This window comes from Salinigranum salinum (assembly GCF_009176545.1).
GTDB classification, from domain to species: domain Archaea; phylum Halobacteriota; class Halobacteria; order Halobacteriales; family Haloferacaceae; genus Salinigranum; species Salinigranum salinum.
On the sequence record NZ_VTOJ01000001.1, the window covers coordinates 396,165 to 422,361 of the forward strand.

The window sequence follows — 26,197 nt, forward strand, 5'->3', positions numbered from 1 at the left end:
GCTGAGAACAACTCCCCGCGGCTGCGTCGATCGGCGCGACCCACCGGCTTATATGCCCCGTGCACCCTCCGTACCGGTATGCGCGGACTCGGTGAACTCGCCGTCGTCTCCGGTCTCTCCCCCGTCGTCGTCGACCTCTTCGGCGTCCTCACCCGGCTCGGCGACCCGTGGCTCCTCCTCGGGGCGCTCGCCCTCCTCTACGCCGTTGCGGACCGTCTCGCCCTCGACCGGCGGCGAGTAGGGCTCGTCTTCGCGGCCGCCTTCCTCGCCCTCGGTGTGACACTGGCGCTGAAGGCGGCCTTCGCCCTCCCCCGCCCGCCCGGTGCCGCCGCCGAGGGGTACGGCTTCCCGAGCGGCCACGCGCTCGGGACGACGGTCGTCTGGGGGACTGCAGCCGTGGTCCTCGACGTCGGTCGCCGTCGCCTCTGGACGGCGGTCGCCGCCGCCGTCGTCCTCCTCGTCGCCGCCTCGCGCGTCGTCATCGGCGTCCACTACCTCGTCGACGTCGTCGTCGGCGTCGGCGTCGGTCTCGCCGTCGTCGGCGTCGCACTCGCCGTCGGCGTCGGTCGACTCCCCCGTCTCACGCGGTCCACACGTCAGGGGGTCGGCGGGGTCGCGGTCGAGCGGGTGTCACACGCGGACGTCGACCGCGTGTTCGCTCTCGCCGCGGGCGTCGGTCTCGTCGCCCTCCTGCTCCGTGCGTCGCCGGACACGCTCCTCACCGCGGGGGCGGCGCTCGGCGGCTGGTCGGGGTGGCGCGTCGCCGAGCCGACGGTCGACGTCGACACGCACAGATCGTCCGTCCCGCTCAGTGGGACTGCCGTCTCTGTCGCCGGCCTCCCGCTCGTTCTGGGTGGACTGCTCACTGCCGACGTCATCGCCGAGGCCGCCGCGACCCCCGGCCTCCTGACGATGGGGGTCGCAGGGGTGTTCGTCGCCCTCCTGTTCGCGTTGCCGCGGCTGGCCGTTCGCGTCGTCGGTTCGGTGTAGTCGTCGGCGTGTGGCCCGCTGGCCAGTGCCCGTGTGATCGCACGGCTTCGGCTGTCGGTGACGAGCCCGTCGAAAAAATTCGGTCGTGGTCGGCGAGCGTCAGAACGTCTCGAGGTACTGGTCGAGCTCCCACTGCGAGACGTCGACGCGGAACTCGTCGTACTCGTGGCTCTTGGCCTCGACGAATTTCTCGTAGACGTGGGCGCCGAGCGCCTCCTGGACGACCTCGTCGGCCTCGAGTGCGTCGAGTGCCTCGCCGAGGTTGCTCGGGAGCGTGGTGATGCCGCGCTCCTCGCGCATGGACTCGTCGAACTCGTAGATGTTCTCGCGGATCGGATCCGGCGCGTCGAGCCCCTGCTCGATGCCGTCGAGCCCGGCGTGGATGAGCGCGGCGAACGCGAGGTACGGGTTACACGACGGGTCGGGGAAGCGCGCTTCGATGCGCGAGGCGGCCGGGACGCGCGCGGCGGGCTTGCGGATGAGCGCCGAGCGGTTCCGGTCGGACCAGGCGACGTAGACGGGTGCCTCGTAACCCGGGACCAGGCGCTTGTAGCTGTTGACCGTCGGGTTCGTGACGGCGGCGAGCGCCGGGGCGTGTTCGAGGATGCCCGCGAGGAACGAGTGAGCGGTGTCACTCAGGTCGAACTCGTCGCTCTCGTCGTGGAACGCGTTCTCGCCGTCCTCCGTGAACAACGACATGTGCGTGTGCATCCCGGAGCCGTTGATGCGTGGGATGGGCTTCGGCATGAACGTCGCGTGGAGGTCGTGCTGGGCTGCGATCGCGCGGACGACCATCCGGAAGGTGGCGACGTTGTCCGCCGTCGAGAGCGCGTCGTCGTACTTGAAGTTGATCTCGTGCTGACCCTCGGCGACCTCGTGGTGGCTGGCTTCCATCTCGAAGCCCATGCTCTCGAGGCCGTAGATGATGTCGCGGCGGACGTCCGACGCGAGGTCCTTGGGGGCGACGTCGAAGTAGCCGCCGTGGTCGGCGGTGTTCGTCGTCGCGCGGCCGTCTTCGTCCTCCTCGAACAGGAAGAACTCGGGCTCGGGGGCCGCGTTGACCTGGTAGCCCATCTCCTCGGCGCGAGCGAGCACCTGCTTGAGGACGTAGCGCGGGTCTCCCGTGAAGGGTTCGCCGGTCGATGTGTCGATGACGTCGCACATGAGCCGCGCGGACCGGCCGTCGCGCCACGGGAGGACCGCGAACGTCGAGGGATCGGGCTTGAGACGCATGTCCGACTCCTGGATGCGGACGAACCCCTCGATCGAGGAGCCGTCGAAGTAGATTCCCTCCGTGAAGGCCTTCTCCGCCTGCGAAGCCGGGATCGCGACGTTCTTTACGGTTCCGAGGATGTCAGTGAACTGTAGTCTGAGGAAATCGACACCTTTCTCGTCGATCTCGTCGAGGACTGCCTGTGCTTCACCACTCAATCCACCGTCTGGTGCTGTATGTTCGTCCGTCATCTTCTGGACACACTACGCCAATACAGCCAGTATAAAGATCTTGTCGATTAACGCAAGGTGATTAATGGTGGGTGCTGAACTGGGCATTCGTAAAGTTCTAAACCCCCGGACGTGTGTTGAACTGTAATGACGTACGAAAACCTCGATGCCAAGCTGATCAACGCACTCCTCGGCGACGGTCGCGCCAGTCTTCGAAGTCTCGCCGAGGATCTCGACGTCTCGGTGACGACCGTCTCGAACCACCTCCGCGACCTCGAGGAGGAGGGTGTCGTCGAGGGGTACACCCCGATCGTCAACTACGACGCCCTCGGCTACGACGTCACCGCGATCATCCAGCTCAAGGTCGAGGGGAGCGCCCTCCCCGAGATCACCGAGCGACTCCAGGACCAACAGCAGATGATCTCCGTCTACGAGGTCACGGGCGACTACGACATCATCGCCATCGGCAAGTTCAAAGACACCGACGGGATGAACCGACAGATCAAGGAGCTCCTCACGGACGTGGACATCCGCGAGTCGAACACGTCCGTCGTGCTGAACGCCGTCGTCGAGAACCAGCAGTTCGAACTCGACATCGACGACTGAGGCGGCTGTCGTCGGTCACTGGCGGATCGATCGCGGAACCACGCGCGACCGAGCGGGAGGCAGTGACGACAGAACTCGTCGGACGCCGGGTCGACGCTCGACGACTCCGCTCCTCGAACCCGTCCTCGAACACGAACGTGCGCGTCCCAGCGTTTCCCTCGCTCGCTCACTCCGTTCGCTCGCTCGGCAAAACCTGGATCAAAACGACCTGGAATCGATCGACAGCAGAGACTACTCGAACCCGTCCTCGAACACGAACGTGCGCGTCCCAGCTTTTCCCTCGCTCGCTCACTCCGTTCGCTCGCTCGGCAAAACCTGGACCAAAACGACCTTGAATCGACCGACAGCAGAGACTACTCGAACCCGTCCTCGAACACGAACGTGCCGTCGCGCTGGACCACCTCACCGTCGACTTCGATCACCGAATCCTCGGCCATGTCGACGATCATGTCGACGTGTTCGGCCGACTCGTTCGCCTCGTTCTCCTCGCCGACGCACTCCTCGTACGCGGCACCGACGGCCATGTGGACCGTGTCGCCCATCTTCTCGTCGAACAGCATGTTGTACGTGAACTGGTCGATGTTGCGGTTCATCCCGATCCCCAGTTCCCCGAGGTAGCGTGCACCGTCGTCGGTGTCGAACACACCGTCGAGGACGTCCTCGTTCCGTTCCGCCGAGTACGACTCGACGCGACCCTCCTCGAACCGGACGCGGACCCCTTCGATCTCCCGGCCCTGGCGGTAGAGCGGCATGTCGAAGTGGACCTCGCCCTCCACGGAGTGTTTGACCGGTGCGGTGAACACTTCGCCGCCGGGCAGGTTCTTCTCGCCGTAGTCGTTCAACGTCGTGTTCCCGGCGATCGACATGGTCACGTCGGTCTCCTCGCCCGACCTGATGCGGACCTCGTCCGCGCCGTCGAGGATCTCGACCATCTCGGCCTGGTGTTCGCGCTGGGCGTCCCAGTCCAGCCCCACGGCGTCCCAGACGAAGTTCTCGTACGCCTCGGTGCTCATCCCCGCCAGCTGGGCGTGCCCGCTCGTGGGGAACTGCGTGAGACACCACCGCTTCGAGAGCCGTTCCTTCAGGACGGGCTGCATCGCCCGCCGGTACGCCGCCGTCGTCGCCGGCGCGACGTCGGACTGTTCGCTCACGTTCGCGCCGCCCCGGGCGACGACGACCACGTCGCTCTCCTCGTACAGCGCCAGCTGGTGCGAGGGCGTTTCGAACGCGCGCTCGTCTTCGCGCTCGCCGTCTGCCGTCTCCGTCTCACTGTCGTCGGCCCGCGCTCGCAGGAACGCCCGCGACGCGCGTTCGGAGTTGTTCAGGTAGACGGGGTTGGCGCCGCGGTCCCCGACCACCTCGTGGAGCGCGACGGCGAGTTCCTCGGCCTCCTTCGGCATCGCGATGACGACGTTCTCGCCCGCCTCGATCCCGGTCGAGTGGTCGGCGACGATCTCCGCGTGCTCGCGGATGCGTGGATCCATACGCCTCCCTGTTCGCCGTGATGTATGCCTCTTTCGACGGTCCTCTCCCCTCTATCGACACACGTTCCGCCTCCCCTGACAGACTCGTGGAGGAGAGAAACTGGTATATCATTATAGAACGTGTATGACCTCGCCCGCTCACGCGAGGCGGAGAGACCAATGGCCACGTACATCACGCTGGTAGACTGGACCGGAGAGGGGATCACGAACGCGAAACGGAGTCCCGAGCGCCTCCAGCAGGCGAAGGAGGTCTTCAGCAGACACGGCGGCGAGATAACCGACTTCTTCATGACGATGGGCGCACACGACATCGTCGTCGTCTCGAAGTTCCCGGACGACGAGTCCTACGCGAGGGCGACGCTACAGGTCGCCAGCGGGGGGTCGATCCGAACGGAGACGCTGAAGGCGTTCACCGAGGACGAATACCGCGACATCATCGACTCGCTCTGAGGCGTCACGGTCGCACGGTTTGCGCCGATTTTTCCGGATCGGGTTCCTCTCGCCGCGAGCCCACGCAACTCGATCGGGTGGCTCTCCCCTTGACCCGCGCCCCGTCGTTCGGCCACCGTCCCCCGCACCCGTCGACCACTACCGCTTTGTCGCTCGACCGATTCGTACGACCATGATCGACCTCCGCTCGGACACCGTCACTCGGCCCTCCGACGCGATGCGCGACGCCGCACGCGACGCCGAGGTGGGCGACGACGTCTACCGCGACGACCCCACAGTGAACGAACTCGAACGCCGTGCTGCCGACCTCCTGGGCATGGAGGCGGCGCTGTTCGTCCCGTCGGGCACCATGGGCAACCAGGTGGCCGTCCGCACCCACACGGACCGCGGACAGGAACTCGTCGTCGACGAACAGGCGCACGTCGTCAAGTGGGAACTCGGCGGCGTCGCCGATCTCTCGGGGGTTCAGGCTCGGATGGTCGACGCGGGGCCGAGCGCAGTCCCCTCGCCCGAGCAGGTCCGCGACGCCTACGTGGCGGAGTCGCTGCACCGCCCCGGAACCGGTCTCCTCTGTCTGGAGAACACCCACAACAGTCGGGGCGGAGTCGCGGTCCCGGCCGAGCGGATCGCGGCCGCGGCCGACGCCGCCCACGACCTCGACGTGCCGGTCCACCTCGACGGCGCGCGGCTGTTCAACGCCTGCGTCGCCCTCGACACCGACCCCTCGGAGATGGTCGCGCCCGTCGACAGCGTGCTGTTCTGTCTGTCGAAGGGGCTCGGCGCGCCCGTCGGCTCCGTGCTCGTCGGAAGTGAGGTGTTCGTCGAACGCGCGCGCCGGCTCCGCAAGCTGTTCGGCGGCGGGATGCGGCAGGCGGGGATGATCGCCGGGCCGGGTCTGCTCGCGCTGGAGAACGTCTCACGGCTCGCGGAAGACCACGCGAACGCCCGCGCGCTCGCAACGGGCCTGAACGACCTCCCGGGGCTCTCAGTCCCGGAGCCGGACACGAACATCGTGCTGCTCTCGACCGACGGGCTGTCGGCTCCCGGCCTCGAAGCGGCCGCGGGCGAGCGGGGCGTCGCGTTCAACGCGCGGGACGCAACCTCGGCCCGCCTCTGCACCCACCTCGACGTCTCCCGCGCCGACGTCGAGGAGGCGGTCCAGCGGATCGCGGCTGCTGCCGATTCGCTCGCCTGACACTGTCCCAGCGTGGTCCCGCACTGCTCGGCCTGTGGGCGGCTTTCGGCCGAAGACGTATCACGGATGCGACCCACCCGTCCGTGTGAACACGGCTCTCGTCGGCGTCGGTGTGCTGATGATCCTGCTCGGACTCTCCGGCGTCCTGCGGCCGATGAATCCGTACCTCCGGAACTTCTCGTCCGCCCGGTCGTGGCGGGAGAACCCCGCCGAGGCCGAACGGCGGCACCGACGACGCGCGAGGCGCTGGGGTGGGGTCATCGTCCTCTTGGGGATCGGGGTCGTCGTCGGCGTGGGCGACTGACCGGTCGTGGGCGACTGACCGGTCGTGGGTGACTAACTGCTCGTGGGCAGCGGACTGTTCGTGGATGAGGGATCGTCGCGCCGGACGTGTCCGGCGGAAGCGAGGACGCCCGAGCGACGGCACGCTCCGACCGCGGGTCGCTTCCCCGACGGGTCCCTGGCGACTCCCTGGTACCCGGCACCCCTCGGCACTCCCACCGCGTCCGTCACACCTCGGGTTCGATGAACACCATCCCGACCCGGCTGTCGAGGCCGCGGATCGTCTCCTCGATGGCCGAGATGTCGTCGTCGATGGTGCTCGTGTCGCGGTCGTCGGCGAAGCTCACGTCGGCCGTCACGACGACGTTCCCCGGGCCGAAGAACACCGTCCCGAAGCGGTCGACGTGGGTGACCCCTTCGTGACTCCGGATCGCCTCTCGTAGCCGTTCTTCGACCTCTTTCGGGAGGGATTCGCCGATGAGGAGGCGCTTGTTCTCCCACGCCAGTGCGAGAGCAAAGCCCATCAGGAGGAGCCCGATGATGACCGCCGAGACCGAGTCGTAGATGGGGTTGCCCGTCACTCGCGTGAGGACGATCCCCACGAGCGCGATCGCCGCACCGCCGAGGGCGATGGCGTCCTCGGTGAACGCCGTCAGGGTGGTGATGTCGCTGGTCTTCCTGAACGCCTCGGGGATCCCCGACCAGCCGTACTCCGTGATCTGTCGCTGGAGCTCCGCGTTGGCCTTCGCGAGCGCGTACGTCTCGAAGCCGATCGCGCCGACGAGGACGACGACGTTGACGAAGAACGGGTCGATCGTGGCTCCGAACAGGGTGAAGGGGTCGCCGCCACCGCCGTGAGCCGGGTGTAACACCGCGTCGTAGCCGTGTTTGAGCGACTCCCACCCCGCGATCCCGAACAGGAGGACGGCGACGAGGAACGCGTAGAAGAACTGCGCCTTGCCGTAGCCGAACGGGTGTCTGCGGTCGGCGTCCTGGCCGCTGTACTTGATGCCGACGAGCAGGAACACCTGGTTGCCCGTGTCGGAGACCGAGTGGTACGTCTCCGAGAGCATCGACGGGCTGCCCGTGAGGAGGAAGCCGACGAACTTCATGATCGCGATGGCACCGTTCGCGACGAGCGCGGCGAGGACGACGGAGGTGCTACTGCCCATACGATCCGGAGTCGCGGGCGCGTGTTACCTGTTTTGGGTCCCGGCCCTCCCGGTCGTGCCGACGACGCGGCTCAGGCCGGGCCCACTTTCGGCTCTCGCTCCGGTATCTTCCTGTACCGCCCACCCCTACCCCCGGTATGCTCGTCGTCGTCTCCGACACGCACGCCCGGACCGACCACCGACTCGCGGGGCGTACCCTGGAGGCCGTCCGCGCTGCCGACCTGGTCGTCCACGCCGGCGACTTCAACCGCGAGCCCGTCCTCGACGCCTTCCGGGACGTCTCGGCGGAGTTCCTGGGCGTGTACGGGAACACGGACGACGAGGCCATCCGCGACCGACTCCCACCCGCGCGGAACTTCACCTACCGCGGGGTCGAGTTCGCCGTCACTCACACCCGCGAGGGTGGACCGACCGCGCTGTCGCTGTTCGGTCGCGAACGTGACGCCGACGTCGTCGTCTTCGGTCACTCGCACCGACCGACGCTCGACGTCTCCGGCCCCGTGACGTTGCTCAACCCGGGGAGCCACGCGCAGCCGCGAGGGAACCGACCCGGCCACGCCGAGATCGACGCCGTCGCCGACGGCCTGCGCTGTCGACTCGTGACGCCGGACGGTGAGGTGTTCGAGGAGGCGACGCTGGGCGGCGATCGACGGTGAGCGGCGAGAACAGCGGCGGCGACGGAGACGACCCCACCGTCCGGGCGAGAGACAGGAGCTCGCACCCGGCCGGTCGTTGTGGAGCGTGAGCGCACGGGAGGGCTGAGCCGAACGGGCAGAGTTTGGGGGACCGGACCGGGCGCACCTTCGGATAGGGCGGCCGGGAACAAGAAGACACCCAATCCTCAAAGAAGCGTTTGAGCCTCCCGAGGACCGGGACCACGCGCGTGGACGACGGTGGTCCCGACGTGCCGTCGGCTGCCCGCGGCGGGCGACTCCCGGAATGATCAGTGCCAGTCGGAGGAGCCGGTCGGCCCGGTCGGACTCGTGGTGACGAGTCGCGGCGGTCGAGGGGGGATCGATGCGGCCCGGTCGGAGGCCACGAGGCCGAGGAGAGAGATCAGTACCGGTCGAGGTCGCGACTGGTGCGAATCGTGGTGACGACGGAGACGGACGTTCGCACCCGGTCGGTCGTCGACAGCGGTGGGGAGGGCACGTGGTGGAGGGCGGAATCGTCAGCGGGGACCGAACCGGGCGCACTCCCTACTACGACCTTCCGTCTCAAGAGGGCATCTAAGACTCAAACAGTCGTTTTACTCTCCGCTCCACGACACGTGCTACCGCGTGACCCACCAGACGGCGAACCCGCCGAGCAGCACTGTCGTCCCACCGAGGAAGAAGAGCAGCCCCGGAGACGTCGCCATGCCGTCGAGGAGCGACGGCTGTGTCGCGGCCACCGTCTCGACCGTCTCCACGGTGAGGTCGGCGGTCGGTGACGGCTCGGTCGGTGTCGACGCCGGCGTGGACGTCGGCGCCACCGCCGAGGTCGGCTCTTCGGTCGGGACCGCCGTCGGTGCCGGGGTCGCCGTCTCGGTCAGCGTTGTAGCCGCGGTCTCCGTCGCGCTCGGTGCCGGCGTCGCGGTCTCGACTGGCGTTCCGGTCCCGCTCGGTGCCGGCGTCGCCGTCGCCGCGTCCGTCGGACCCGTCGTGGTCGTGGTCGCCTCGGCGATGTCGAAGCCGCCGCCGTCCGTCGCGGTCTCGGTCGTCGTCTCGGGTTCGGCCTCGGTCACGATCGCCGTCTCTGTCGGCGTCCGCGTCGCCGCGGCACCCCCGTCCCCTCCCGCTTGCGCCTCGGGCGTCGGCGTGTCCCCGTCGGTCGTGGCCGCGCCACCGCCCGCGCCGCCTCCCTCCGCTGTTTCTCCGCCGGCACCGAGGCCGACCGAGAGCCCGCGCCGGGCGAGCCGGTCGACGACGACGCTCGCGAGACCGAGGACGCCGATCCCGCCGATGAGACGCGAGAGCGCCGCCTTCAGCCCCGTCGTCTCCTCCTCGCGTCCGGCGACGACGACGAGGGCGCGGTCGGCAGGGACGTACACGTTCATCTCCCGTCCCTTCTCGGAGTAGACCGTGTCGCCTACCTCGACGAGACCGGCGTCCTCGAGTTTGCGGAGGTGGTACTGGGCGTTCTGTATCGAGGTGTCGACACGCTCGGCCAGGGCGGAGGCGGAGGCGGGCTCCTCGTGGAGGGCGGCGAGGATCTTCCGAGTGGTCGTCGACGAGAGGGCGTCGATCAGTTCGTCGGCGGCGTCCGAGTCGAGGCCGACGACCCGCGGTTCTTCGTTCGGGTCGATGTCGGGTTTGGAGGGCAACAGACCGGCCATCGTCGACACCGTTTCGACCCCGCACCTATGAGTTTTGTCTCTCCCCTGCAGTCGATCGATTTCGCCGCTCTCGGGGCCGTTCCCCGGAGCGCCCCTCGGCCGGTCTTCCGTCCGGTGCCCGGTCCCCCGTGAGTCCCGGCGGAGTCCCGAAACGGCTTTACCTCCGCCGAGGAAAGCGCCGTACATGCTCCCCGTCGCGCCTGCGGCTGGAGTCGTCGACACGATCACGGGAGACCCCGTTCTGGCCGTTCTCGTGGTTTCGCTCCTCCTGATCGTGCTCTTCGGCTACCTCTACCTCCGCCGGACGCTCATGAACCTGCGCGACGGTTACGAAGACGCCTACCGCGGGAAGTAGATGGTCGCGACAGCGACCCTCGCGACGTTCCTGCTCGCCGCGCTGGCTTCGCTGTTCATGGCGTGGGCCATCGGCGCGGGATCGTCGGGCTCGACCCCGTTCGCCGCCGCCGTCGGCGCGAACGCCATCTCCGTGATGCGGGCGGGTTTCGTCGTCGGCGTCCTCGGCTTTCTCGGGGCCGTCCTCCAGGGTGCGAACGTCACGGAGGCGGTCGGCACCCAGCTCGTCGCGAACGCGACGCTCACCGCGACCGCCGCGATCGTCGCGCTCCTCGTCGCCGCCGCGCTCGTCGCTCTCGGCGTCTTCGCCGGCTACCCCATCGCCACCGCCTTCACCGTCACCGGTGCCGTGGTGGGGGTCGGCCTCGCGCTCGGCGGCGACCCCGCGTGGGCCAAGTACCGGGAGATCGGCGCGCTCTGGGTGCTCACGCCGTTCGTCGGCGGTGGCGTCGCCTACGCCACCGCGAGGCTCCTGCGCAACGACGACGTCCCCGAACGTCTCGCCGTTCCGTTCCTCGCCGGCCTCGTCGGAGCCATCGTCGCCAATGTCGAGTTCGCGATCCTCCCCGGACCGGACGGGGCCGGATCCATCGCCGGCACGGTCACGCGTGCCGCCGCTCTCCCGGGGTCGCCGCTCGTCGGCCGGCTCGCCGTCACGCTCGTCCTGTCGGTGCTCGTCGTCGTCGTACTCGCCCGCGAGATGGCCGACAGCCAGGAGCGCGGTCAGCGCCGTTTCCTCCTCGTCCTCGGCGCGCTGGTCGCCTTCTCGGCCGGCGGCTCGCAGGTCGGCCTCGCCATCGGCCCGCTCGTCCCGCTGCTGGACGTCGTCGCCCTCCCCCTCCCCGCCGTGCTGGCCGGCGGCGGACTCGGTCTCCTCGTCGGATCGTGGACGGGCGCACCCCGGATGATCAAGGCGCTCGCGCAGGACTACTCCTCGCTCGGACCGCGGCGGTCGATCGCCGCGATGATCCCCTCGTTCGCGATCGCCCAGGCCGCCGTCGCGTTCGGCATCCCCGTCTCGTTCAACGAGATCATCGTCAGCGCGATCATCGGCTCGGGCTACGCCGCCGCCGACGAGAGCGGTGGCGGCGTCAGCGCGGCCAAGATGGGGTACACCGTGCTGGCGTGGCTCGGCTCGCTCGTACTCGCCTTCGGACTCGGCTACGGCTCGTTCACGATCGTCGACTCACTCCTCGGTTGAGTCGGTCGCTTCGTCGTCTATCGGCGGCGTCCCGGCTGCGGTTCCGCTCCTCGTCTCCGTCCCCCTCCCCGTCGCCTCGGCCGGCTCCCGCCGCCCGGCGGTCGCCATCGTCTCCGCGGCGGCGGCGATCCGTTCGTGTGCGCGGACGAACCGCCAGGCGAGGTAGATGCCGAACACCCACACGAGGAGGGCGACGGCCGCGAGGATCTGCTGGGCGACGACGACGCTGTAGAGGAGGACGAACGCGCCGAGCACGACGGCGACGATTCGCAGGCGGCGGTCACGTCGCTCGTCACTGGCTCTGGCGGTGGAGGACTCCGTCATCGACCGGGGTTGGCCGGGCGAGCGACAAAAACGTTGAGTTTCCGCGCGTTCAGCTCTCGACTTCGGCTTCGGTCTCGTCGTCGACGTCACCCTGGGAGTCGATCTCGTCCCCGGACGGACGGGTGATGCGTGCCTTCATGATGCGGGTGTTGTCGACCTGTTCGATCCGGATGACGACGCCGTCGTACTCGATCTCCTCGCCCTCCTCGACGAGGCGGCCGGCCCGGTTGAAGATGAAGCCGGCGAGCGTCTCGAACTCCTCGCCCTCGGGGAGGTCGAGGTCGAGCACGTCGTTCACCTCGTCGATGTTCACCTCACCGCGGACGAGACAGATACCGTCGTCGAGGAACTCGAACGGCTCCTCCTCGTCGCCCTCGAGGATGTCGCCGACGATCTCCTCGACCATGTCCTCCATGGTGATCAGCCCCTCGGTGGTGCCGAACTCGTCGATGACGACGACCATCTGCATCCGTTCGTTCTGGATCTCCTGGAGCAGTTCGTCGACGTTCTTCGACTCGGGGACGTGCAGCGTCGGCTGGACGATGTCGGTCAGCCGCGCCGTCCCCTCGCCGTAATGTTTCTCGCGGACGAGGTCGCGGATGTTGACGATGCCGATGACGTTGTCGAGGTTGCCGTCGTAGACGGGGACGCGCTCGTGGTCGGACTGGACGCACGTCTCGATGGCCTCGTCGAGGGTGGCGTCCTTCGGGACGGCGGTCATGTCGAGTCGAGGCGTCATCACCTCCTTGGCGATCGTATTGTTGAACCGGAAGATGCGGTCGAGCATCTCGCGTTCGTCCTCCTCGATGACGCCCTCGCGCTCGCCCGTCTGGATCATGTTCTGGATCTCGTCGCGGGTGACGTACGTCGTCTCGATCGCGGACCGTCCCCCGGTAACGCGGTTGATGACCCGCGTGAGGTAGTCGAAGACGACGATGAGCGGGAAGAGGACGTACTCCGAGAGTTTGAGCGGGCGGGCGATGCGGAGCGCCCACGACTCGGTGTTCTCGACGGCGTACGATTTGGGGGCGGACTCGCCGAACAGTAAGACGAGCGCGGTGATGCCGAACGTCGCCGCGACGACGGCCTGTCCCTGCGAGAGATAGAGGGCGAACAGCCCCGTCGCGACCGAGGACATCGCGATGTTGGCGATGTTGTTCCCGACGAGGATCGTCACCAGGAGGCGGTGGGGGTCCTCCTTCAGGTCCTTCACCGCCGCGGCACCCGGCACGCCCTCCTCGACCATGTTGTCGACGCGGTGTTTCGCGAGCGAGAACATCGCGATCTCCGACGAGGAGAAGAACGCCGAGAGTCCGATGAGGAGCACGATAGCCACGACTCCGCCGACGGTGACGGTCGTGTCGTTGATCGGTAGCGCGTCAGCCAGCCCACCGGGGCCGGTCTGTGCGATGATGACCGTTGAGAGCAGCGACAAACCCATGCAACACCTCTCATTGCTCCGGCGTGAAATTAAGAGTTGTCCATCCGGGACCGCCGTGCAGCGGGCCCGTTCGGTTGCGACACGCTTAGGCCGTTCACGTTCGAAACTCGACTCATGAGCGAGCCACAGATCACCCTGTACCGGCTCCAGGCGTGTCCGTTCTGCGAGCGCGTCGTCCGCACACTCGACGAGTACGACCTCGACTACCGGTCGCGATTCGTCGAACCGATGCACGGCGACCGGAACGTCGTCAAGCGCGTCTCGGGCAAACGCACCGTCCCCGCAATCGTCGACGAGCGCACGGGCGTGACGATGTCCGAGTCGGCGAACATCGTCGACTACCTCACGAAGACCTACGGGGAGGGTGCCTGAGATGGTCGACTTCGATGTGGTCGACCTCCCCGAGACCGACCACGTCGACGTCGGCGACACCGCTCCCGACTTCACCCGTCCACTGGTGAACGACGAGTACTGGGAGGACGTCTCGCTCTCGGATCTCACCGCCGAGGGCCCCGTCTGTCTCGTCTTCTACCCGATGGACGGCGCGTTCCCCGCGACGTACATCTGGAACGAGCTCCGCGACCGCGCCTGGGGCGACCGCCTCACGGTCGTCGGCGTCTCGATCTCCACGCCGTACGAACACAAGACGTTCGTCGACGAGCGGGAGATGGACTACCAGCTCTTCTCGGACCCCGCGAACGGCGTCGGGACGGCGTACGGTATCGAGAACCCGCTGGACGGGATGACGGGCGTCGAGGAACCGCGCCCCGCCGTGTTCCTGCTCGACGGCGACTGCATGGTCACGTACGCCTGGGTCGCCAGCGAGTGGCCCGACTTCCCCGACTACGACGCGGTCGAAGACGCCATCGAGGCGCTCGTCTGACCTTCCGCTTCGTTCCCGACCGTGACCCACACTTCAGCCGACGACGACCGACTCGACCGGGCGGCCAGCGCCATCGCCGACGGCGACCTGGTCGTCTATCCGACGGAGACCGTCTACGGTCTCGGTGCCGACGCCACCAGCCCCGCGGCGATCGAGCGCGTCTTCGACTGCAAGGGTCGCTCCCGCGAGAAACCACTCTCGCTCGGCGTCCCCGACGTCGAGACGGCCCGGCGGTACACGCGACTCACCGACCGTGACGAGCGGTTCGTCGACGCGTTCCTCCCCGGCCCCGTGACCGTCGTCGTCGCCGCCGACCCGTCGCTCCCGCGCGAACTCACTGCGGGGCGCGACCGCGTCGGCGTCCGCATCCCGGACCACGACCTCGCGCTCGCGCTCCTCCGGCGGGTCGCCCCGACGCCCGTGACGGCGACCAGTGCCAACGTCTCGGGGAGCGGGAGCGTCCGCCGGGTCGCAGAGCTCTCCCCGCAGGTCCGCGACGCGTGCGCCGTCGTCCTCGACGGCGGCGAGACGCCGGGGACCGAGAGCACCGTCGTCGACCCCTCGCGGGGTATCGTCCACCGGCGCGGGGCCCACGCCGACGCCGTCGAGGCGTGGCTGGCCGAGACGGCCGGCGAACGCGACGTGGAGTGACGGGGCGGCCTCCCACCTCCATCTCCGTCTCGGTCCGCCTCTCGGTCTCGTGTCCTCGTTTCACAGGCCGAGCAGCGATCGCATCGACCGCGTCCGGACGCCGCACTGCGTTCGAAAGTCACAGGCACGGCACTTCGACGTGTCGCGCAGCCGTGGTGGCGGCCCGTCGAGTGCCCGGACCGCGCGGAGTGCTCGGCGGTAGGTCGCCTTCGCGCGCGTCGTCAGCCGGACGGTTCGGACGACCGCGTGTGCCGGATACTCGACGAGTGCGCGGGGGACGGACTCGCCTCGCTCCCACGATAGCGCCTTCGCAGCCGCGACCGCCCGGACCTGCTGCGGTTCCCACACTCCGTGCTCCGGTGGACTGCCGGGCGAGACGAGCGTCGGCACCACGCCGTCGGCCGTGTCGATCAGCTTGTGGACCCGCCCGTGGCAGTCCTTTCCCTCCAGCGCGACGTGTGTCGAACGCGGTTCGCAGAGCGCGCTCCAGTCGTCGCGGCCGGCCAGTCGATCCAGCGCTGTCCGGTAGTCGCTCGGCGCGAGATCGATCGGCTCGGCGCGGAGCCGTGCGTCGCTCGCCTCGCGGAGGCTGGCGTACTCGAACGCGAGCCGCTGCCGTGCTCGCGCCGTCTCCGGGGGGCCGTCGTCCCCGTCGCGCCGGGCGTAGTACAGCTGTCGCGGGCAGAACGCCGCCCGCGAGAGGTCGGTGAACGTCGGCATCCACGGACGGGTGGCCGCCTCTTCACGTTTGAACCCTCGGTCGACCGGAAACGGTCCCGACACGGGTGTGTTCGCACACACCATTCGGTGCACGGGCTGCGTGTTTCGGCCGCTCTCGTCCGAGGTTCGCGGAATCGACGACCCCCTCCTTTCGACTGCACGCCCGCGTCGGTCGACCGACGACGGAGACGGGATCGCACCGACTCGTCGTCTCGCTCCGTCGCTCAGTTCGCGTCGGTCGCGGACGTGGTGGTCGTCCCGCCGTCGGAGAGATCGAAGCGACTCCGGGTCGCGGTCGCCTTCTCGTCCGCCAGGCCGCGCAGGTCGCGCGCGATCGGAGCCAGGGCGTCCGCCGGCGTGTCGAGTCCCTCGGCGAACGCGGCCAACGACTCTTCGGCCGCCTCGAACCGTTCGACCGCCGTCTCGGCCCGGTCCTCGGCCGTCTCCGTCGATCCGTTCTGCGCTAACGCGGCCGCGGCTTCGAGCGTACTCACCGCACCGAGGAACTGGTCGAGCGGTCCGCGCAGGTCGCCGAACGCGCGCATCTCGGCGTCGAACTGTTCGCGCTTCGCGCGGTACGTCGACGCGTCGAGCGCGGAGAGGGCGGCCATCGCCTCGGCGTTCGTCTCCTCGACGAGCGTCGTGTACGGTGCCTGCGCGATCCGTCGCTCCGTGTCCATCCTGGTCAGCGACGCCTCGGCCGCCTCGCTGCTCTCGTTCGCGAGCGCGGCGCGGGTCTCCCGCAGGTGGCGGTGCGCCCCGACGAGCGCGACCTGCGTCTCCGCGGCCGCCCGCAGGAACCGGCGGACCGTCACGAGTCGCTCGAGGGTCCGCTCCTGTCCCTCCGTCACCACCCGATCGCGTGCCCGCTCCGTCTCGCGTTTCGCCTCGGCGGCACCGTCCAGCACGTTCCCCTCCTCGAAGCCGACGGTCGACGCGTCCACCGCGAGCATCGTCTCCGCGTTGCCACGGTACTGTTCGACCACCGCCCCGAGGGTCGACTGCACCTCGTCGATTGCCTCGCGTGCCTCCGCTTCGGCCGCCGTCGGCGTCTCTGTCGGTTCGGGCGTCGCAGTCGGTGTCTCCGTCGGCGTCTCGGTCGGTTCGGGCGTCGCTGTCGCCGTTCGCGTCTCCCGCGATGTCGACATCTCCGTCGGCCGGTCGGTGGCGCTGCACCCGGCGACCGCTGCCGTGAGGAGTGCGAGAAACGGTCGACGTTCCATGGGCGGCGGTCGTGTAGCCCGACATACATATCTTGTGTCTCGATCGGTTCGGAGACCCGCCCAGCCCTGTGCAGGGCCCGAGAGGGAGCAACGAAAGCGCTTTACACCTGCGCAGGCCCACGTACGAACGCGGGACCGTGGGTTAGCCTGGTATACTTCGGGCCTTGGGTGCCCGTGACCCCGGTTCGAATCCGGGCGGTCCCACTTCTACGCGAACTCTCCAGCGAGCGCCGCGAAGCGTGCGCGAGCCCCACGAGTTCGCGGTGCGTGGAAGACCCCGCGATTCGAACCAGACCAGTCGCGCGCAGCGAACGGAGTGAGCGAGCACGTCTGGGCGAGGTTCGAATCCGGGCGGTCCCATCCCACTTTTTGTTCGGTCGCTTCGCTCCCTCGCAAAAACTTGGGGAAAAACCGCAGTGGTGGATTCGAACTCGACGAGGCCGAACGGAGTGAGGTCTCGGCCCAGTTCGAATCCGGGCGGTCTCACTCCATCTTTTTACTTCGTCGGGTCGCGCTCCGCGCGACCGCTCCTCGCAAAAAGCGGGGACAAAAACGTGCCGCGACTCGCGATGCTCGTCGCGGTGCCCACATGATTCACCCATGTGCGCTTAGTTCTCTGCGTCGTTCTGTGAACCCGTTATGTCGGCCCGCGCTCACAACCCGAAGAAGAAGACGATGCCGAGCGTCGTCGTCACGACGAACAGCAACTGCATCGGTCCGCCGACGCGGATGTAGTCCGTGAACTTGTAGCCGCCCGGCCCGTAGACGAAGAGGTTCGTCTGGTAGCCCACGGGCGTCATGAACGCCGTAGAGGCGGCGAACGTCACCGCGAGGACGAACGAGAAGGCGTTGGCGCCGAGCGTCGTGGCGGCCTCGACGGCGACGGGCACCATCAGGACGACCGAGGCGTTGTTGGAGATGACGTTGGTCAACAGCGCCGTCACGACGTAGAAGAGTGCGAGCACGCCGACGAGCGGGAGCAGGGTCGAGCTCAGCACGACGAACTCGGCGAGGAGCGCGGCAGCCCCCGTCCGTTCCATGGCGATGCCCAGGGGGATGACGCCCGCGAGGAGGAAGACGACGTCCCACTGGACGGCGTCGTAGATCTCGGTGGGGCGGAGACAGCGGGTCGCGACCATCGCCACCGCGCCGGCGAGCGCCGAGACGACGATGGGGACGAAGTCGAGCGCCGCGAGCGCGACGACGACGGCGACGATGCCGACCGCGACGGGGATCTTCGACTCGCGGTAGTCGTGGCGTTCGACCTCCTGAGCCACGATGAAGTTGCGGTTCCGGTCGAGCTGTTCGATGCTGTCGGCCGAGGCCTGCACGAGCAGGGTGTCGCCGACGCGGAAGCGGACGTCGTCGAGCCGCCGCCGAACGAGTTCGCCCCCGCGTCGGAGCGCGAGGACGGTCGCGTCGTACCGCTGGCGGAACCGCGAGGTGACGAGCGACTCCCCGACGAGCGTCGAGCCGGGCGCGACGACGACCTCGACGAGGTTCTGGCCGCCCTCTGCCGTCTCGAGCTCGGCCTCGTCGACGGTGACCGGCACGAGATCGAGCCCCTCGGCGTCGAGCAGTTCGACGAGGGTGTCGCGGTCGGTCCTCAGTGCGAAGACGTCGCCGACCTGGATCTCCTTCGGGCCGAGCGGTTCGAGGAACACCTCGTTGTGGCGGACGAGCTGCAAGAGGTCGACGTCGAAGTCGGTCTCGACGAGCGCGTCGCGCACCCGCATCCCCACGAGCGGCGAGTCCTCGCGGACCATCACCTCCGTGAGGTAGTCGGCCATCTCGAACTCCTCGGTCAGGTCGCTCCGCGGCTTGATGCGTTCGGGGGTCAGGTAGCGCCCGAGGGTGAGGAGGTACACCGTGCCGACGACCGAGACGACGATCCCCAGCTGCGTGAACTCGAACATCCCGAACGGCTGCCCCAGCAGACGGTCGGACAGCTCCGACGCGAGGATGTTCGTCGAGGTGCCGATGAGTGTGAGCATCCCGCCGAACATCGACGCGTACGACAGTGGCAAGAGCAGCTTCGACGGCGAGGTGCCGCCGCGCTCGGCGAGGTCGGTCACCATCGGCAGGAGGATCGCGACGGCGGCTGTGTTGTTGATGAAGCCGGAGATCGGCCCGACGACGCTGATCGTCGCCCCGAGCTGTCGGCTCTCGCTGTCGGCGGTGTACTGCGAGATGAACGCGCCGAGTTTCTGGACGATCCCCGTCCGCTGGACGCCCTCCGAGAGGATGAACATCGACAGCACGGTGAGCGTCGCGGCGTTGGCGAACCCCGACAGCCCCTCCTCGGGCGAGACCATGGGGATCGGCGCGCCGAGGACACCGACGTCGACGAAGAGTCCCGACACCGGCTCGACGAGCATCAGCGTCACCATCACGGCGATCGCCGTCACGTCGACCGGGACCGGCTCGGTCGCGAAGAGGACCAGCGCCACGAGGATGAGGACGGAGACGACGACGATGCCGGGCGTGAGCGCGACCACGACCGCACGTTGTAACCGCGGGTCAAAAGCGTGCTGGACTGGTTCGGTCGCAGTGTCTCGGTTCCGTGCGGTGACCTTGATCGGTGAAGCGACCGACCGCTCCGGAGCGCCGAACCCGTCGAAGGGACGAGCGGCGCTCGACAGGTTCGCCACGAAGAAAATCGACGGACGTGTGGGGAGGTGACCAAGCCGAGGTCGACGGTGTGGGCCGGTCCCCGGCCGACCGCGCGTTCAGTTCGTCTCCGATCCCCCCTCGGTGTCGCGCGCCCGGACGGACGCCGGGTCCACCCCGACCGCTGCCGGTCGTCCAGGCGCCGTCGGTCGTCCGCGTGCGTGATGATGCGTCATGCGGTCAGTCGTCGTCGCTCTCGCTCGTCAGCGGATCGCTCTGTTCTCCGGTGAACCCCTCCGATCCCTCGATCCGGTCGCGGGCGAGGGGGTCGAACTCCATCTCGATGTCCTGGTAGCGCGAGACGAACGACAGCTCGTGGTGGGACTCGGTCGGGTGGCCCAGATAGCGCTCTTCGAGGTCGAACTGCGCTCGTTCGTCCATCTCTGCCAGCTCCCTGAAATCCTCGTACACCGCGTGAGCGCCCGAGTGGAGTCCGAAGAGCGTGATGAAGATGTACTTGTACCCCAGCTCGCCCAGTTCGGCGAACGTGAGCGGGTCGTCCTCCTCGGACCACGCGAACGACGACGAGTAGTTGAACGCGAGATCGAGCTCCGGGTGCGTCTCGTGGATGGCCTCGGCGTACCGGCGCGCGTCCTCGCGCGAGGGGTCGGGCATCTCCGGCCAGACGAGGTCGACGCCGGCGTCAGCGTAGATCCGCCCCCGTTCGAGATGCTCTTCCCAGTCGCCGTTCGCGGAACCGTAGGCGTCGGTCCGGGCGATGATCACGGTGTCCTCGGACTGTCTGGCGTCGACGGCGGCCTCGAACCGCGACCGGGCCTCCTCGCGGGAGATGATCTGCTTGCCCGCGATGTGGCCACACCGCTTGGGCGACGTCTGGTCCTCGATGTGCACGGCAGCGACACCCGCCTTCTCGTACTCGCGGACCGCGCGACGGACGTTGTGGACGCCGCCGTAGCCGGTGTCGCAGTCGGCGATCACGGGGATGTTACACGCGTCGACGATCCGCTTGGCGTTCTCGACCATCTCGGTCATCGTCACCATCTCCAGGTCGGGGAAGCCGAACTGGCCGAGTACGGTCGAGTAGCCCGACATATACGCGGCGTCGTGGCCGGTCATCTCGGCGAGGCGGGCGTCGAGCGCGTGGTAGAGCCCGGGCGCGAAGACGAACGGCTCCTCGTCGAATTTCCGACGGAGCTCCCGCCCCATCGGGTTATCGATGTCGCGGGTGACTGTGTCCGACTCCATCGCCGTCGGCTCGAGCGGGGCGTCGGTCATCGCTCCGTCTCCAGCCGCTGTTCGATGCGGTCGAGCTGTTCGCGTATCGTCCGGAGCTCGCGCCGGAGCTGGGCGGTAGAATCCCTTCCGCTCGTCCCCAGATCGGGACAGAGCGGTGCCTCCGTCTCTCGTTCCTCGCGGTCGGTCCGGGCGTCGGTTCGGCGATCGGTGCGTCGAGTCGAGTCGGGTCGTGTGCTCATGTCAGGGTCGTGTGGGCGGTGTCGGTGGGTAGGTCGATCCGGTCGTCGGGCGCTCGGTCGCGTCGGATACGTGTTCGGTCTTCATCGCAGTTCGGCACACTCGAGTCCGGGAGATAAAGTTTATGAATTATAATGATAATATTCTATAATGCGGTTAAATAGTTCGACCGAGTCTTAGGTGTATAAATGTCTGTCATTGTCTATCACGATCTGGACGATAGAACGGTTTTCCCCGGACGTACACCCACGAGATGGATCTTCTCGGGATCTATCGGTGATAAGTGACCAGACGAACACGGCAGACGGAGAGACTGTCGGGGATACCAAGAACTACGTGCCCCGTCCATCCGTGGCTCTCACGCGTGGTCGCGACGGACTGCCCGCGTCGACGGTGCCTGCCGAGCGACGTGTTCACAGTCGACAGCTGTCGATCGATGTCGTCGGTCTTAATCGGCTCGCGCCCCTCCACCGAAGCAGTGACACCTGCCATCGAGGTGGAGAACCTCCAGAAGCAGTACGACGACGTGCAGGCGCTGACGGGCATCGATCTGACCGTCCCCGCGGGCTCGTTCTTCGGTCTCCTCGGGCCGAACGGCGCGGGCAAGACGACGTTCATCAACATCCTCGTCGGGCTCGTCCGGAAGTCGGGCGGGCGCGCCGAGGTGTTCGGCCACGACGTCGAGGCCGACTACCGCGAGGTGCGCGACCGGATCGGACTCGCCCCACAGGAGTTCAACGTCGATCGGTTCTTCCCGATCCGTGAAGTCCTCGAACACAAGGCGGGTTACCACGGTATCCCCCGTTCTGAGGCCCGCGACCGTGCCGAGACGGCGCTGAAACGCGTCGGCATCTGGGAGAAGCGCGACACGCGCTTCGACTGGCTCTCGGGGGGGATGAAGCGCCGGTTCGTCCTCGCCCGCGCACTCGTCACCGAACCCGACCTGCTCATCCTCGACGAGCCCACCGCGGGGGTGGACGTCCAGCTCCGTCGTGACCTCTGGGAGCTCATCACCGAACTCAACGACCGCGGGACGACGATCCTCCTCACCACGCACTACATCGAGGAGGCCGAGCGCCTCTGTGACGAGGTCGCCATCATGGACGAGGGACGGATCGTCGAGGTGGCGACCCCCGACGAACTGATGAACCGCGGCACCGACCGGGTCCGCGTCACGCTCCGCAATCCACCGACCGATGTTCCCGACATCGTCGCCGGCAACGGACAGGTCGAGGCCGTCGAACTCGTCGACTCCGACCTCGTCGTCACGGCCCGACAGGGCGGTCTGCTCGCACCCGATCTGCTCCGCGAACTCGACCGCAAGGGGTTCGAGATCGTCGATATCGACATCTCGCGCACCTCGCTCGAGGAAGTGTTCGTCGAGATGACTCACTCCCAGGAGACGATCCCCGCCGGGGGTGTCGAGTAGATGTCCGCCCTGTCGGTCGTCCTCGCGCTCGTCTCGCGCGTGACGTCGGTCGGCTTTCGGACCGTCGCTCGCCGCGAGATCGAACGCTTCCTCCGCCGACCGAAGAACACCTTCGCCCCGCCGCTGATCACGAACATCCTCTACTTCTCCGTGTTCGGCGTCATCCTCGGCGAGCGCATCGACACGATCAACGGCGTCCCCTACATCCTCTTCATCCTCCCCGGGCTCGTGGTGCTGGGCACTATCTCGAACGCGTTCGAGAACGCCTCCTTCTCCATCTTCCACGGTCGGTGGAACCGCTACATCGAGGAGGCGCTCACCTCGCCGCTGTCGTACTCGACGATGGTCGCCGGCTACACGGTCGCCGGCGCCGTCCGGGGGCTGCTCGTCGGCGTCCTCATCGCGATCGTCGGCGCGGTGTTCACGAGCGTCGGCGTCGCTCGACCGTTCTACCTGCTCTCGTTCGGCCTCGTGATCACGCTGCTGTTCGCCTCGATCGGCATCGTCGGCGGGCTGTGGGCCGACGACTGGGACGACCTCACCATGATGAATCAGTTCATTATCCGACCGCTGGTCTTCTTCGGGGCCGTCTTCTACTCGCTGGCCGAACTCCCGCCGCTCCTGCGGACCGTCTCGCTGTTGAACCCGATGGTGTACATGGTGAACGGGGTCCGCTACGGCTTCCTCGGCCAGGCGGAGGTCGATCCCAACGTCTCCCTCGCCGTGCTGTCGCTGCTGACCGCGGCGCTCGTCGGCGTCAACGTCACGCTGTTCAGGCGGGGCTACGGACTCACCGAGTGACCGCGGCTCCCGGCTCTGCTCGCTCTGTCGTCCCGACACGTGAGAGGGGTTACCCGCCGTGACGACTCTGTCCCCCATGACGACCCCGTTCCTCGGTGTGCGACCTCGACCCCTGTCCGTGACTCCCCGTGACTCCCCGTGTGCGGAGTGACTGAAACCGCTCTTTGACCCAGGCGTGCTCCTTTCCGTCCGGCCTCCCGGGGTCAGCACGCATGGCATCCGACACGGATCCGAAGACGGCCGCGTACGTCGTGGCCGTCGTCGCAGCAGTCCTCCTGAGTGCAGTCCTCGCGCCCGTGATCTGGGACTACGGCACCCGCTCCGACGGGAACGTCGCCGTCGTCTCGATCACCGGCTTCGTCTCCTCCTCCTCGGTCGACCGCGTCGCCGAGGACCTCCGCGAGGCCCGCGAGAACGAGAGTATCGACGCCGTGGTCCTCGAGGTCGACAGCCCCGGGGGCTCGGCTGCCGCGAGCGAACAGCTGTATCTCGCGGTCAGGCGCACGGCGCAGGAACTCCCGGTCGTCGCCAGCGTCCGATCCATGGGCGCCTCCGGCGCGTACTACGGGATGCTCCCGGCCGAGCGCATCTACGTCACGCCCGCGTCGATGGTCGGGAGCGTCGGCGTCCGCGGAACCGTCCCTCCGCCGGCCCCGAACTACGAGGTCCGCTCCGGCCCCGACAAGGCGTCGGGGACGCTGGAGCAGCGCCGCGAACAGATCGGGACGCTCCAGCGCGCGTTCGTCGGGAGCGTGATGGAACACCGCGGTGACGACCTCGCCATCTCCCGCGAAGAGGTCGCCCACGCCAAGGTCTACACCGGCGCCCGGGCAGTCGACAACGGGATGGCCGATCGCATCGGCGACCGGACCGCGGCGATCGACGCCGCCGCCGAGATGGCGGGCCTGTCAGACTACGGCGTCGTCGAGAAGGAGCCGCCCCGACGCCGCGGCATCGTCCTCGCGTCGACGACGAACGGGACGGTCGTGGTCGACCCCGGGGTCGGCTACCGGCACGTCGACACGACCCGGTTCCTGATGGTCCACGGTGAGGTCGACCTCGACGGGGAGGTGATCGCGAATGCGAGCGCGTGACAGCCTCCGCGTCGTCGGCGTCTTCGTCCTCGTCGTCGCGCTCGTCGTCGGTGGCACGGGAATCGCGTCCGTCGTCGCCGATCCCGACGGGCGGACGTACACGTCCGTCGAGGCCGACCAGTTCCAGCCGTCGGCGCTCCTCCCCACCGGGGACGACACTACCGGGACCGTCGAGATGAGTGTTCAGGGCGAGAAGACGGTCGTCGTCGACATGGCCCACGACAACGCCGTCGACGAGTCCGATCTCGAACCGCTGACGTCGGCGCTCGTCCGCAACGGGCACGAGGTGCGAGTCCACAGCCGTGGCGAGTTGAACGCGTCGCTCCGCCGCGCGGACGCCTACGTGATCGCCACGCCGCGGCAGCCGTTCACCGCCGACGAGGTGGCGGGCCTCCGCTCGTTCGTCGACGCCGGCGGTCGCCTTCTGCTCCTCTCGGAGCCGCCGAAGACGACGGTCCAGGGCGGCTTCTTCAGCGTCACGTTCAACACGGTCGGCGACACGCACACGACCGTCTCCTCCGGCTACGGGCTCTCGTTCGGGGACGGCTACCTCTACGAACTCTCCGAGGAACGGCACTTCAAGTCGATCTCCGTCGAACCGACGGGTGAGGCCGACCTCGTCGACGGCGTCGACCGCCTCGTGTTCCGCGAGGCGGTGCCCGTCACCGCCAGCGACGAGGCGACGGTCGTCGCGAGCGACACCGGGGAGACCACTCTCTCGACGACGCGCCGTGCCGGCGACCACGCCGTCGTCGCCCGGAACGACGGCGTCGTCGCCGTCGGTGACACCGACTTCCTCCGGAGCGAGAACGCCGTCGTCGCCGACAACGAGGTGTTCGTCGGTAACCTCGCCGACTTCCTCGTGAGCGGCGAGAAGACGCCCGGCGCACCGCAGCCACCCGAGGAGGGCGAACGCGGCCCGGGCGGCCCCGGAGCGGGCCCGCGTCCCGCACCGCCGTCTGGTGGGAGCGGTGAGTCGACGCCGGCACCGACGCCAGCGCCGGCCTGAGTCGGCCTGCGTCGGTCCGAGGTGAGCCGCCCTTCGTCGGAACCGCCTCGTACGCCTCCACAGAGCCGACCCACTCCCGGACACGCTTTTTTGACTCCCCTGGCGGTCGACACAGCTTTGCGTTCGTGGCCGATCGCGGACGTATGTCGACCGTTCTCGTCACCGGTGCCGCCTCGGGCATCGGGCGTGCGACTGCGCTCCGCCTCGCCGGTCGCGGCCACCGCGTCCTCGCGTACGACGTCGACGCCGACGGCCTCGGGTCGCTCCCCTCGACGGTCGAGACGCACGCCGGCGACGTCACCGACGAGGCGCGCGTCCGCGAGGTCGTCCCCGCGGACCTCGACGCGCTCGTCAACTGCGCCGCGGCGTACGAACTCGGCGCAGTCGAGGACGTCGACTGGGAGCGCGTGGAAGCACAGTTCCGGGTCAACGTCTTCGGGACGCTCGCGGTCACGCGGGCGGCCCTCCCGACGCTCCGGGCGAACGGGGGGTGCGTCGTCACGCTCTCGTCCGTCCTCGGGCGGACGTCGCTCCCACTCCACGGTATCTACGCCGGGACCAAACACGCCCTCGAGGGACTGTTCGACGCCCTCCGGGCCGAACAGTCCGCCGTCGACGTCGTCCTCGTCGAACCCGGCCCGGTCGACACGGGACTGAACGAACGGGCGAAGGCCGGCCTCGCCCGGGACGACGACTCCGCCCACCGCGACCTGTACGACCGCGTTCTCGCGGCGTACGATCCCGGCGGTGTCCCACCCGACCGGGTCGCCCGGGTGGTCGTCCGGGCGATCGAGACCGCCGACCCGGACGCCCGGTACGTCGTGACCGGACAGGCACGGCTCCTCCTCGTCTCCCGACTACTGCTCCCCGAGCGCGTCTACGACCGCGTCGCGCTCGCGCGCGTCCGCAACCGAACCGTCGTCGGGGCGTCGCTGGAACTCGCCGGCGACGCCCTCCACGCGGTCGTCGGTCGCACGCTCGGCCGGCGGTAGCGGTCGCGGAGGGGGAGAGGAGAACGAAGAGC

27 protein-coding genes and 1 tRNA gene are annotated in these 26,197 nt (G+C 68.3%); 17 read left to right on the top strand and 11 right to left on the bottom strand.

What is annotated here, in order from left to right; translation table 11 throughout:
- Positions 1-78: 78 nt before the first annotated feature.
- A complete protein-coding gene (locus tag FZP69_RS01870; protein WP_192918422.1) occupies positions 79-990 on the top strand; it encodes a phosphatase PAP2 family protein in 912 nt (303 codons plus the stop codon).
- 99 nt (positions 991-1,089) lie between these two features.
- Here FZP69_RS01870 and glnA read toward each other — a convergent pair whose 3' ends face one another.
- Entirely contained in the window at positions 1,090-2,454 is a 1,365-nt protein-coding gene (gene glnA / locus FZP69_RS01875; RefSeq protein WP_152039696.1) for a type I glutamate--ammonia ligase, read from the bottom strand.
- A 126-nt stretch (positions 2,455-2,580) separates the two neighbouring features.
- On the opposite strand from glnA, the gene lrp reads away from it, so the two are divergent.
- Positions 2,581-3,039 carry an HTH-type transcriptional regulator Lrp gene (lrp, locus tag FZP69_RS01880; RefSeq protein ID WP_152039697.1) on the top strand — a complete coding sequence of 153 codons (459 nt, stop codon included), beginning with the start codon at positions 2,581-2,583 and terminating at the stop codon, positions 3,037-3,039.
- A gap of 353 nt (positions 3,040-3,392) precedes the next feature.
- Here the strand turns inward: lrp and FZP69_RS01885 are convergent, their stop codons facing one another.
- Positions 3,393-4,523 (bottom strand): aminopeptidase, encoded by a 1,131-nt coding sequence (locus FZP69_RS01885; protein ID WP_152039698.1) that lies wholly within the window; start codon positions 4,521-4,523, stop codon positions 3,393-3,395.
- A 159-nt stretch (positions 4,524-4,682) separates the two neighbouring features.
- On the opposite strand from FZP69_RS01885, the gene FZP69_RS01890 reads away from it, so the two are divergent.
- The 3 genes from FZP69_RS01890 (at position 4,683) to FZP69_RS01900 (ending at position 6,472) form a co-directional block, all read left to right on the top strand.
- Positions 4,683-4,973 carry a GYD domain-containing protein gene (locus FZP69_RS01890; protein ID WP_152039699.1) on the top strand — a complete coding sequence of 97 codons (291 nt, stop codon included), beginning with the start codon at positions 4,683-4,685 and terminating at the stop codon, positions 4,971-4,973.
- A gap of 172 nt (positions 4,974-5,145) precedes the next feature.
- Complete coding sequence (ltaE, locus tag FZP69_RS01895; protein WP_152039700.1) at positions 5,146-6,168, top strand: low-specificity L-threonine aldolase; 1,023 nt, start codon at positions 5,146-5,148, stop codon at positions 6,166-6,168.
- A gap of 85 nt (positions 6,169-6,253) precedes the next feature.
- Positions 6,254-6,472 carry a hypothetical protein gene (locus FZP69_RS01900; RefSeq protein WP_152039701.1) on the top strand — a complete coding sequence of 73 codons (219 nt, stop codon included), beginning with the start codon at positions 6,254-6,256 and terminating at the stop codon, positions 6,470-6,472.
- Positions 6,473-6,677: 205 nt separating this feature from the next.
- Here FZP69_RS01900 and FZP69_RS01905 read toward each other — a convergent pair whose 3' ends face one another.
- Positions 6,678-7,622: a cation diffusion facilitator family transporter gene (locus tag FZP69_RS01905; protein ID WP_152039702.1), complete on the bottom strand. Its 945-nt coding sequence runs from the start codon at positions 7,620-7,622 to the stop codon at positions 6,678-6,680.
- Between the two features lie 137 nt (positions 7,623-7,759).
- On the opposite strand from FZP69_RS01905, the gene FZP69_RS01910 reads away from it, so the two are divergent.
- On the top strand, positions 7,760-8,278 hold the full coding sequence (locus FZP69_RS01910) for a metallophosphoesterase (protein WP_152039703.1): 519 nt from the start codon (positions 7,760-7,762) through the stop codon (positions 8,276-8,278).
- Between the two features lie 617 nt (positions 8,279-8,895).
- On the opposite strand, the gene FZP69_RS01915 is transcribed toward FZP69_RS01910, so the two are convergent.
- Positions 8,896-9,939 carry an ArsR/SmtB family transcription factor gene (locus tag FZP69_RS01915; RefSeq protein ID WP_152039704.1) on the bottom strand — a complete coding sequence of 348 codons (1,044 nt, stop codon included), beginning with the start codon at positions 9,937-9,939 and terminating at the stop codon, positions 8,896-8,898.
- 184 nt (positions 9,940-10,123) lie between these two features.
- Between FZP69_RS01915 and FZP69_RS22270 the strand changes: the two genes are divergently transcribed.
- Positions 10,124-10,294 carry a DUF7859 family protein gene (locus FZP69_RS22270; protein WP_192918423.1) on the top strand — a complete coding sequence of 57 codons (171 nt, stop codon included), beginning with the start codon at positions 10,124-10,126 and terminating at the stop codon, positions 10,292-10,294.
- Positions 10,295-11,494, top strand: coding sequence for an inorganic phosphate transporter (locus FZP69_RS01920; protein ID WP_152039705.1), 1,200 nt, complete (start codon positions 10,295-10,297; stop codon positions 11,492-11,494). It abuts the gene before it with no gap.
- Here the strand turns inward: FZP69_RS01920 and FZP69_RS22275 are convergent.
- Complete coding sequence (locus FZP69_RS22275; RefSeq protein ID WP_192918424.1) at positions 11,480-11,818, bottom strand: hypothetical protein; 339 nt, start codon at positions 11,816-11,818, stop codon at positions 11,480-11,482. The genes FZP69_RS01920 and FZP69_RS22275 overlap by 15 nt on opposite strands.
- Positions 11,819-11,867: 49 nt before the next feature.
- The gene (locus FZP69_RS01930) at positions 11,868-13,259 is read right to left on the bottom strand and encodes a hemolysin family protein (protein WP_152039706.1); all 1,392 of its coding nucleotides are present in this window, start codon (positions 13,257-13,259) and stop codon (positions 11,868-11,870) included.
- A gap of 114 nt (positions 13,260-13,373) precedes the next feature.
- On the opposite strand from FZP69_RS01930, the gene FZP69_RS01935 reads away from it, so the two are divergent.
- From FZP69_RS01935 to FZP69_RS01945, 3 genes are read left to right on the top strand one after another with little or no spacing between them, the layout of a single operon-like run.
- Entirely contained in the window at positions 13,374-13,631 is a 258-nt protein-coding gene (locus tag FZP69_RS01935) for a glutathione S-transferase N-terminal domain-containing protein (protein WP_152039707.1), read from the top strand.
- 1 nt (position 13,632) lies between these two features.
- Positions 13,633-14,142: a redoxin domain-containing protein gene (locus FZP69_RS01940; protein WP_152039708.1), complete on the top strand. Its 510-nt coding sequence runs from the start codon at positions 13,633-13,635 to the stop codon at positions 14,140-14,142.
- Between the two features lie 21 nt (positions 14,143-14,163).
- The gene (locus FZP69_RS01945) at positions 14,164-14,793 is read left to right on the top strand and encodes an L-threonylcarbamoyladenylate synthase (RefSeq protein WP_152039709.1); all 630 of its coding nucleotides are present in this window, start codon (positions 14,164-14,166) and stop codon (positions 14,791-14,793) included.
- A 60-nt stretch (positions 14,794-14,853) separates the two neighbouring features.
- On the opposite strand, the gene FZP69_RS01950 is transcribed toward FZP69_RS01945, so the two are convergent.
- The gene (locus FZP69_RS01950) at positions 14,854-15,513 is read right to left on the bottom strand and encodes a CRISPR-associated protein Cas4 (RefSeq protein WP_152039710.1); all 660 of its coding nucleotides are present in this window, start codon (positions 15,511-15,513) and stop codon (positions 14,854-14,856) included.
- Between the two features lie 224 nt (positions 15,514-15,737).
- Positions 15,738-16,736 (bottom strand): hypothetical protein, encoded by a 999-nt coding sequence (locus FZP69_RS01955; RefSeq protein WP_152039711.1) that lies wholly within the window; start codon positions 16,734-16,736, stop codon positions 15,738-15,740.
- A 131-nt stretch (positions 16,737-16,867) separates the two neighbouring features.
- On the opposite strand from FZP69_RS01955, the gene FZP69_RS01960 reads away from it, so the two are divergent.
- Positions 16,868-16,940: transfer RNA gene (locus tag FZP69_RS01960), tRNA-Pro, on the top strand.
- A gap of 449 nt (positions 16,941-17,389) precedes the next feature.
- On the opposite strand, the gene FZP69_RS01965 is transcribed toward FZP69_RS01960, so the two are convergent.
- The 3 genes from FZP69_RS01965 to FZP69_RS01975 form a co-directional block, all read right to left on the bottom strand.
- Positions 17,390-19,234, bottom strand: coding sequence for an SLC13 family permease (locus FZP69_RS01965; RefSeq protein WP_152039712.1), 1,845 nt, complete (start codon positions 19,232-19,234; stop codon positions 17,390-17,392).
- 352 nt (positions 19,235-19,586) lie between these two features.
- Positions 19,587-20,612, bottom strand: coding sequence for an isocitrate lyase (gene aceA, locus FZP69_RS01970; RefSeq protein ID WP_394350152.1), 1,026 nt, complete (start codon positions 20,610-20,612; stop codon positions 19,587-19,589).
- Between the two features lie 26 nt (positions 20,613-20,638).
- Complete coding sequence (locus FZP69_RS01975) at positions 20,639-20,842, bottom strand: hypothetical protein (protein ID WP_152039714.1); 204 nt, start codon at positions 20,840-20,842, stop codon at positions 20,639-20,641.
- A 476-nt stretch (positions 20,843-21,318) separates the two neighbouring features.
- On the opposite strand from FZP69_RS01975, the gene FZP69_RS01980 reads away from it, so the two are divergent.
- From FZP69_RS01980 to FZP69_RS02000, 5 genes are all read left to right on the top strand, one after another.
- Positions 21,319-22,269 carry an ABC transporter ATP-binding protein gene (locus tag FZP69_RS01980; protein WP_152039715.1) on the top strand — a complete coding sequence of 317 codons (951 nt, stop codon included), beginning with the start codon at positions 21,319-21,321 and terminating at the stop codon, positions 22,267-22,269.
- On the top strand, positions 22,270-23,070 hold the full coding sequence (locus FZP69_RS01985; RefSeq protein ID WP_152039716.1) for an ABC transporter permease: 801 nt from the start codon (positions 22,270-22,272) through the stop codon (positions 23,068-23,070).
- Between the two features lie 212 nt (positions 23,071-23,282).
- Positions 23,283-24,164: a S49 family peptidase gene (locus FZP69_RS01990; protein ID WP_152039717.1), complete on the top strand. Its 882-nt coding sequence runs from the start codon at positions 23,283-23,285 to the stop codon at positions 24,162-24,164.
- Positions 24,151-25,173, top strand: a complete 1,023-nt coding sequence (locus FZP69_RS01995; protein WP_152039718.1) for a DUF4350 domain-containing protein — start codon at positions 24,151-24,153, stop codon at positions 25,171-25,173. Before FZP69_RS01990 ends, FZP69_RS01995 begins: the two co-directional genes overlap by 14 nt.
- Positions 25,174-25,316: 143 nt before the next feature.
- On the top strand, positions 25,317-26,165 hold the full coding sequence (locus tag FZP69_RS02000) for an SDR family NAD(P)-dependent oxidoreductase (protein WP_152039719.1): 849 nt from the start codon (positions 25,317-25,319) through the stop codon (positions 26,163-26,165).
- Positions 26,166-26,197 lie beyond the last annotated feature (32 nt).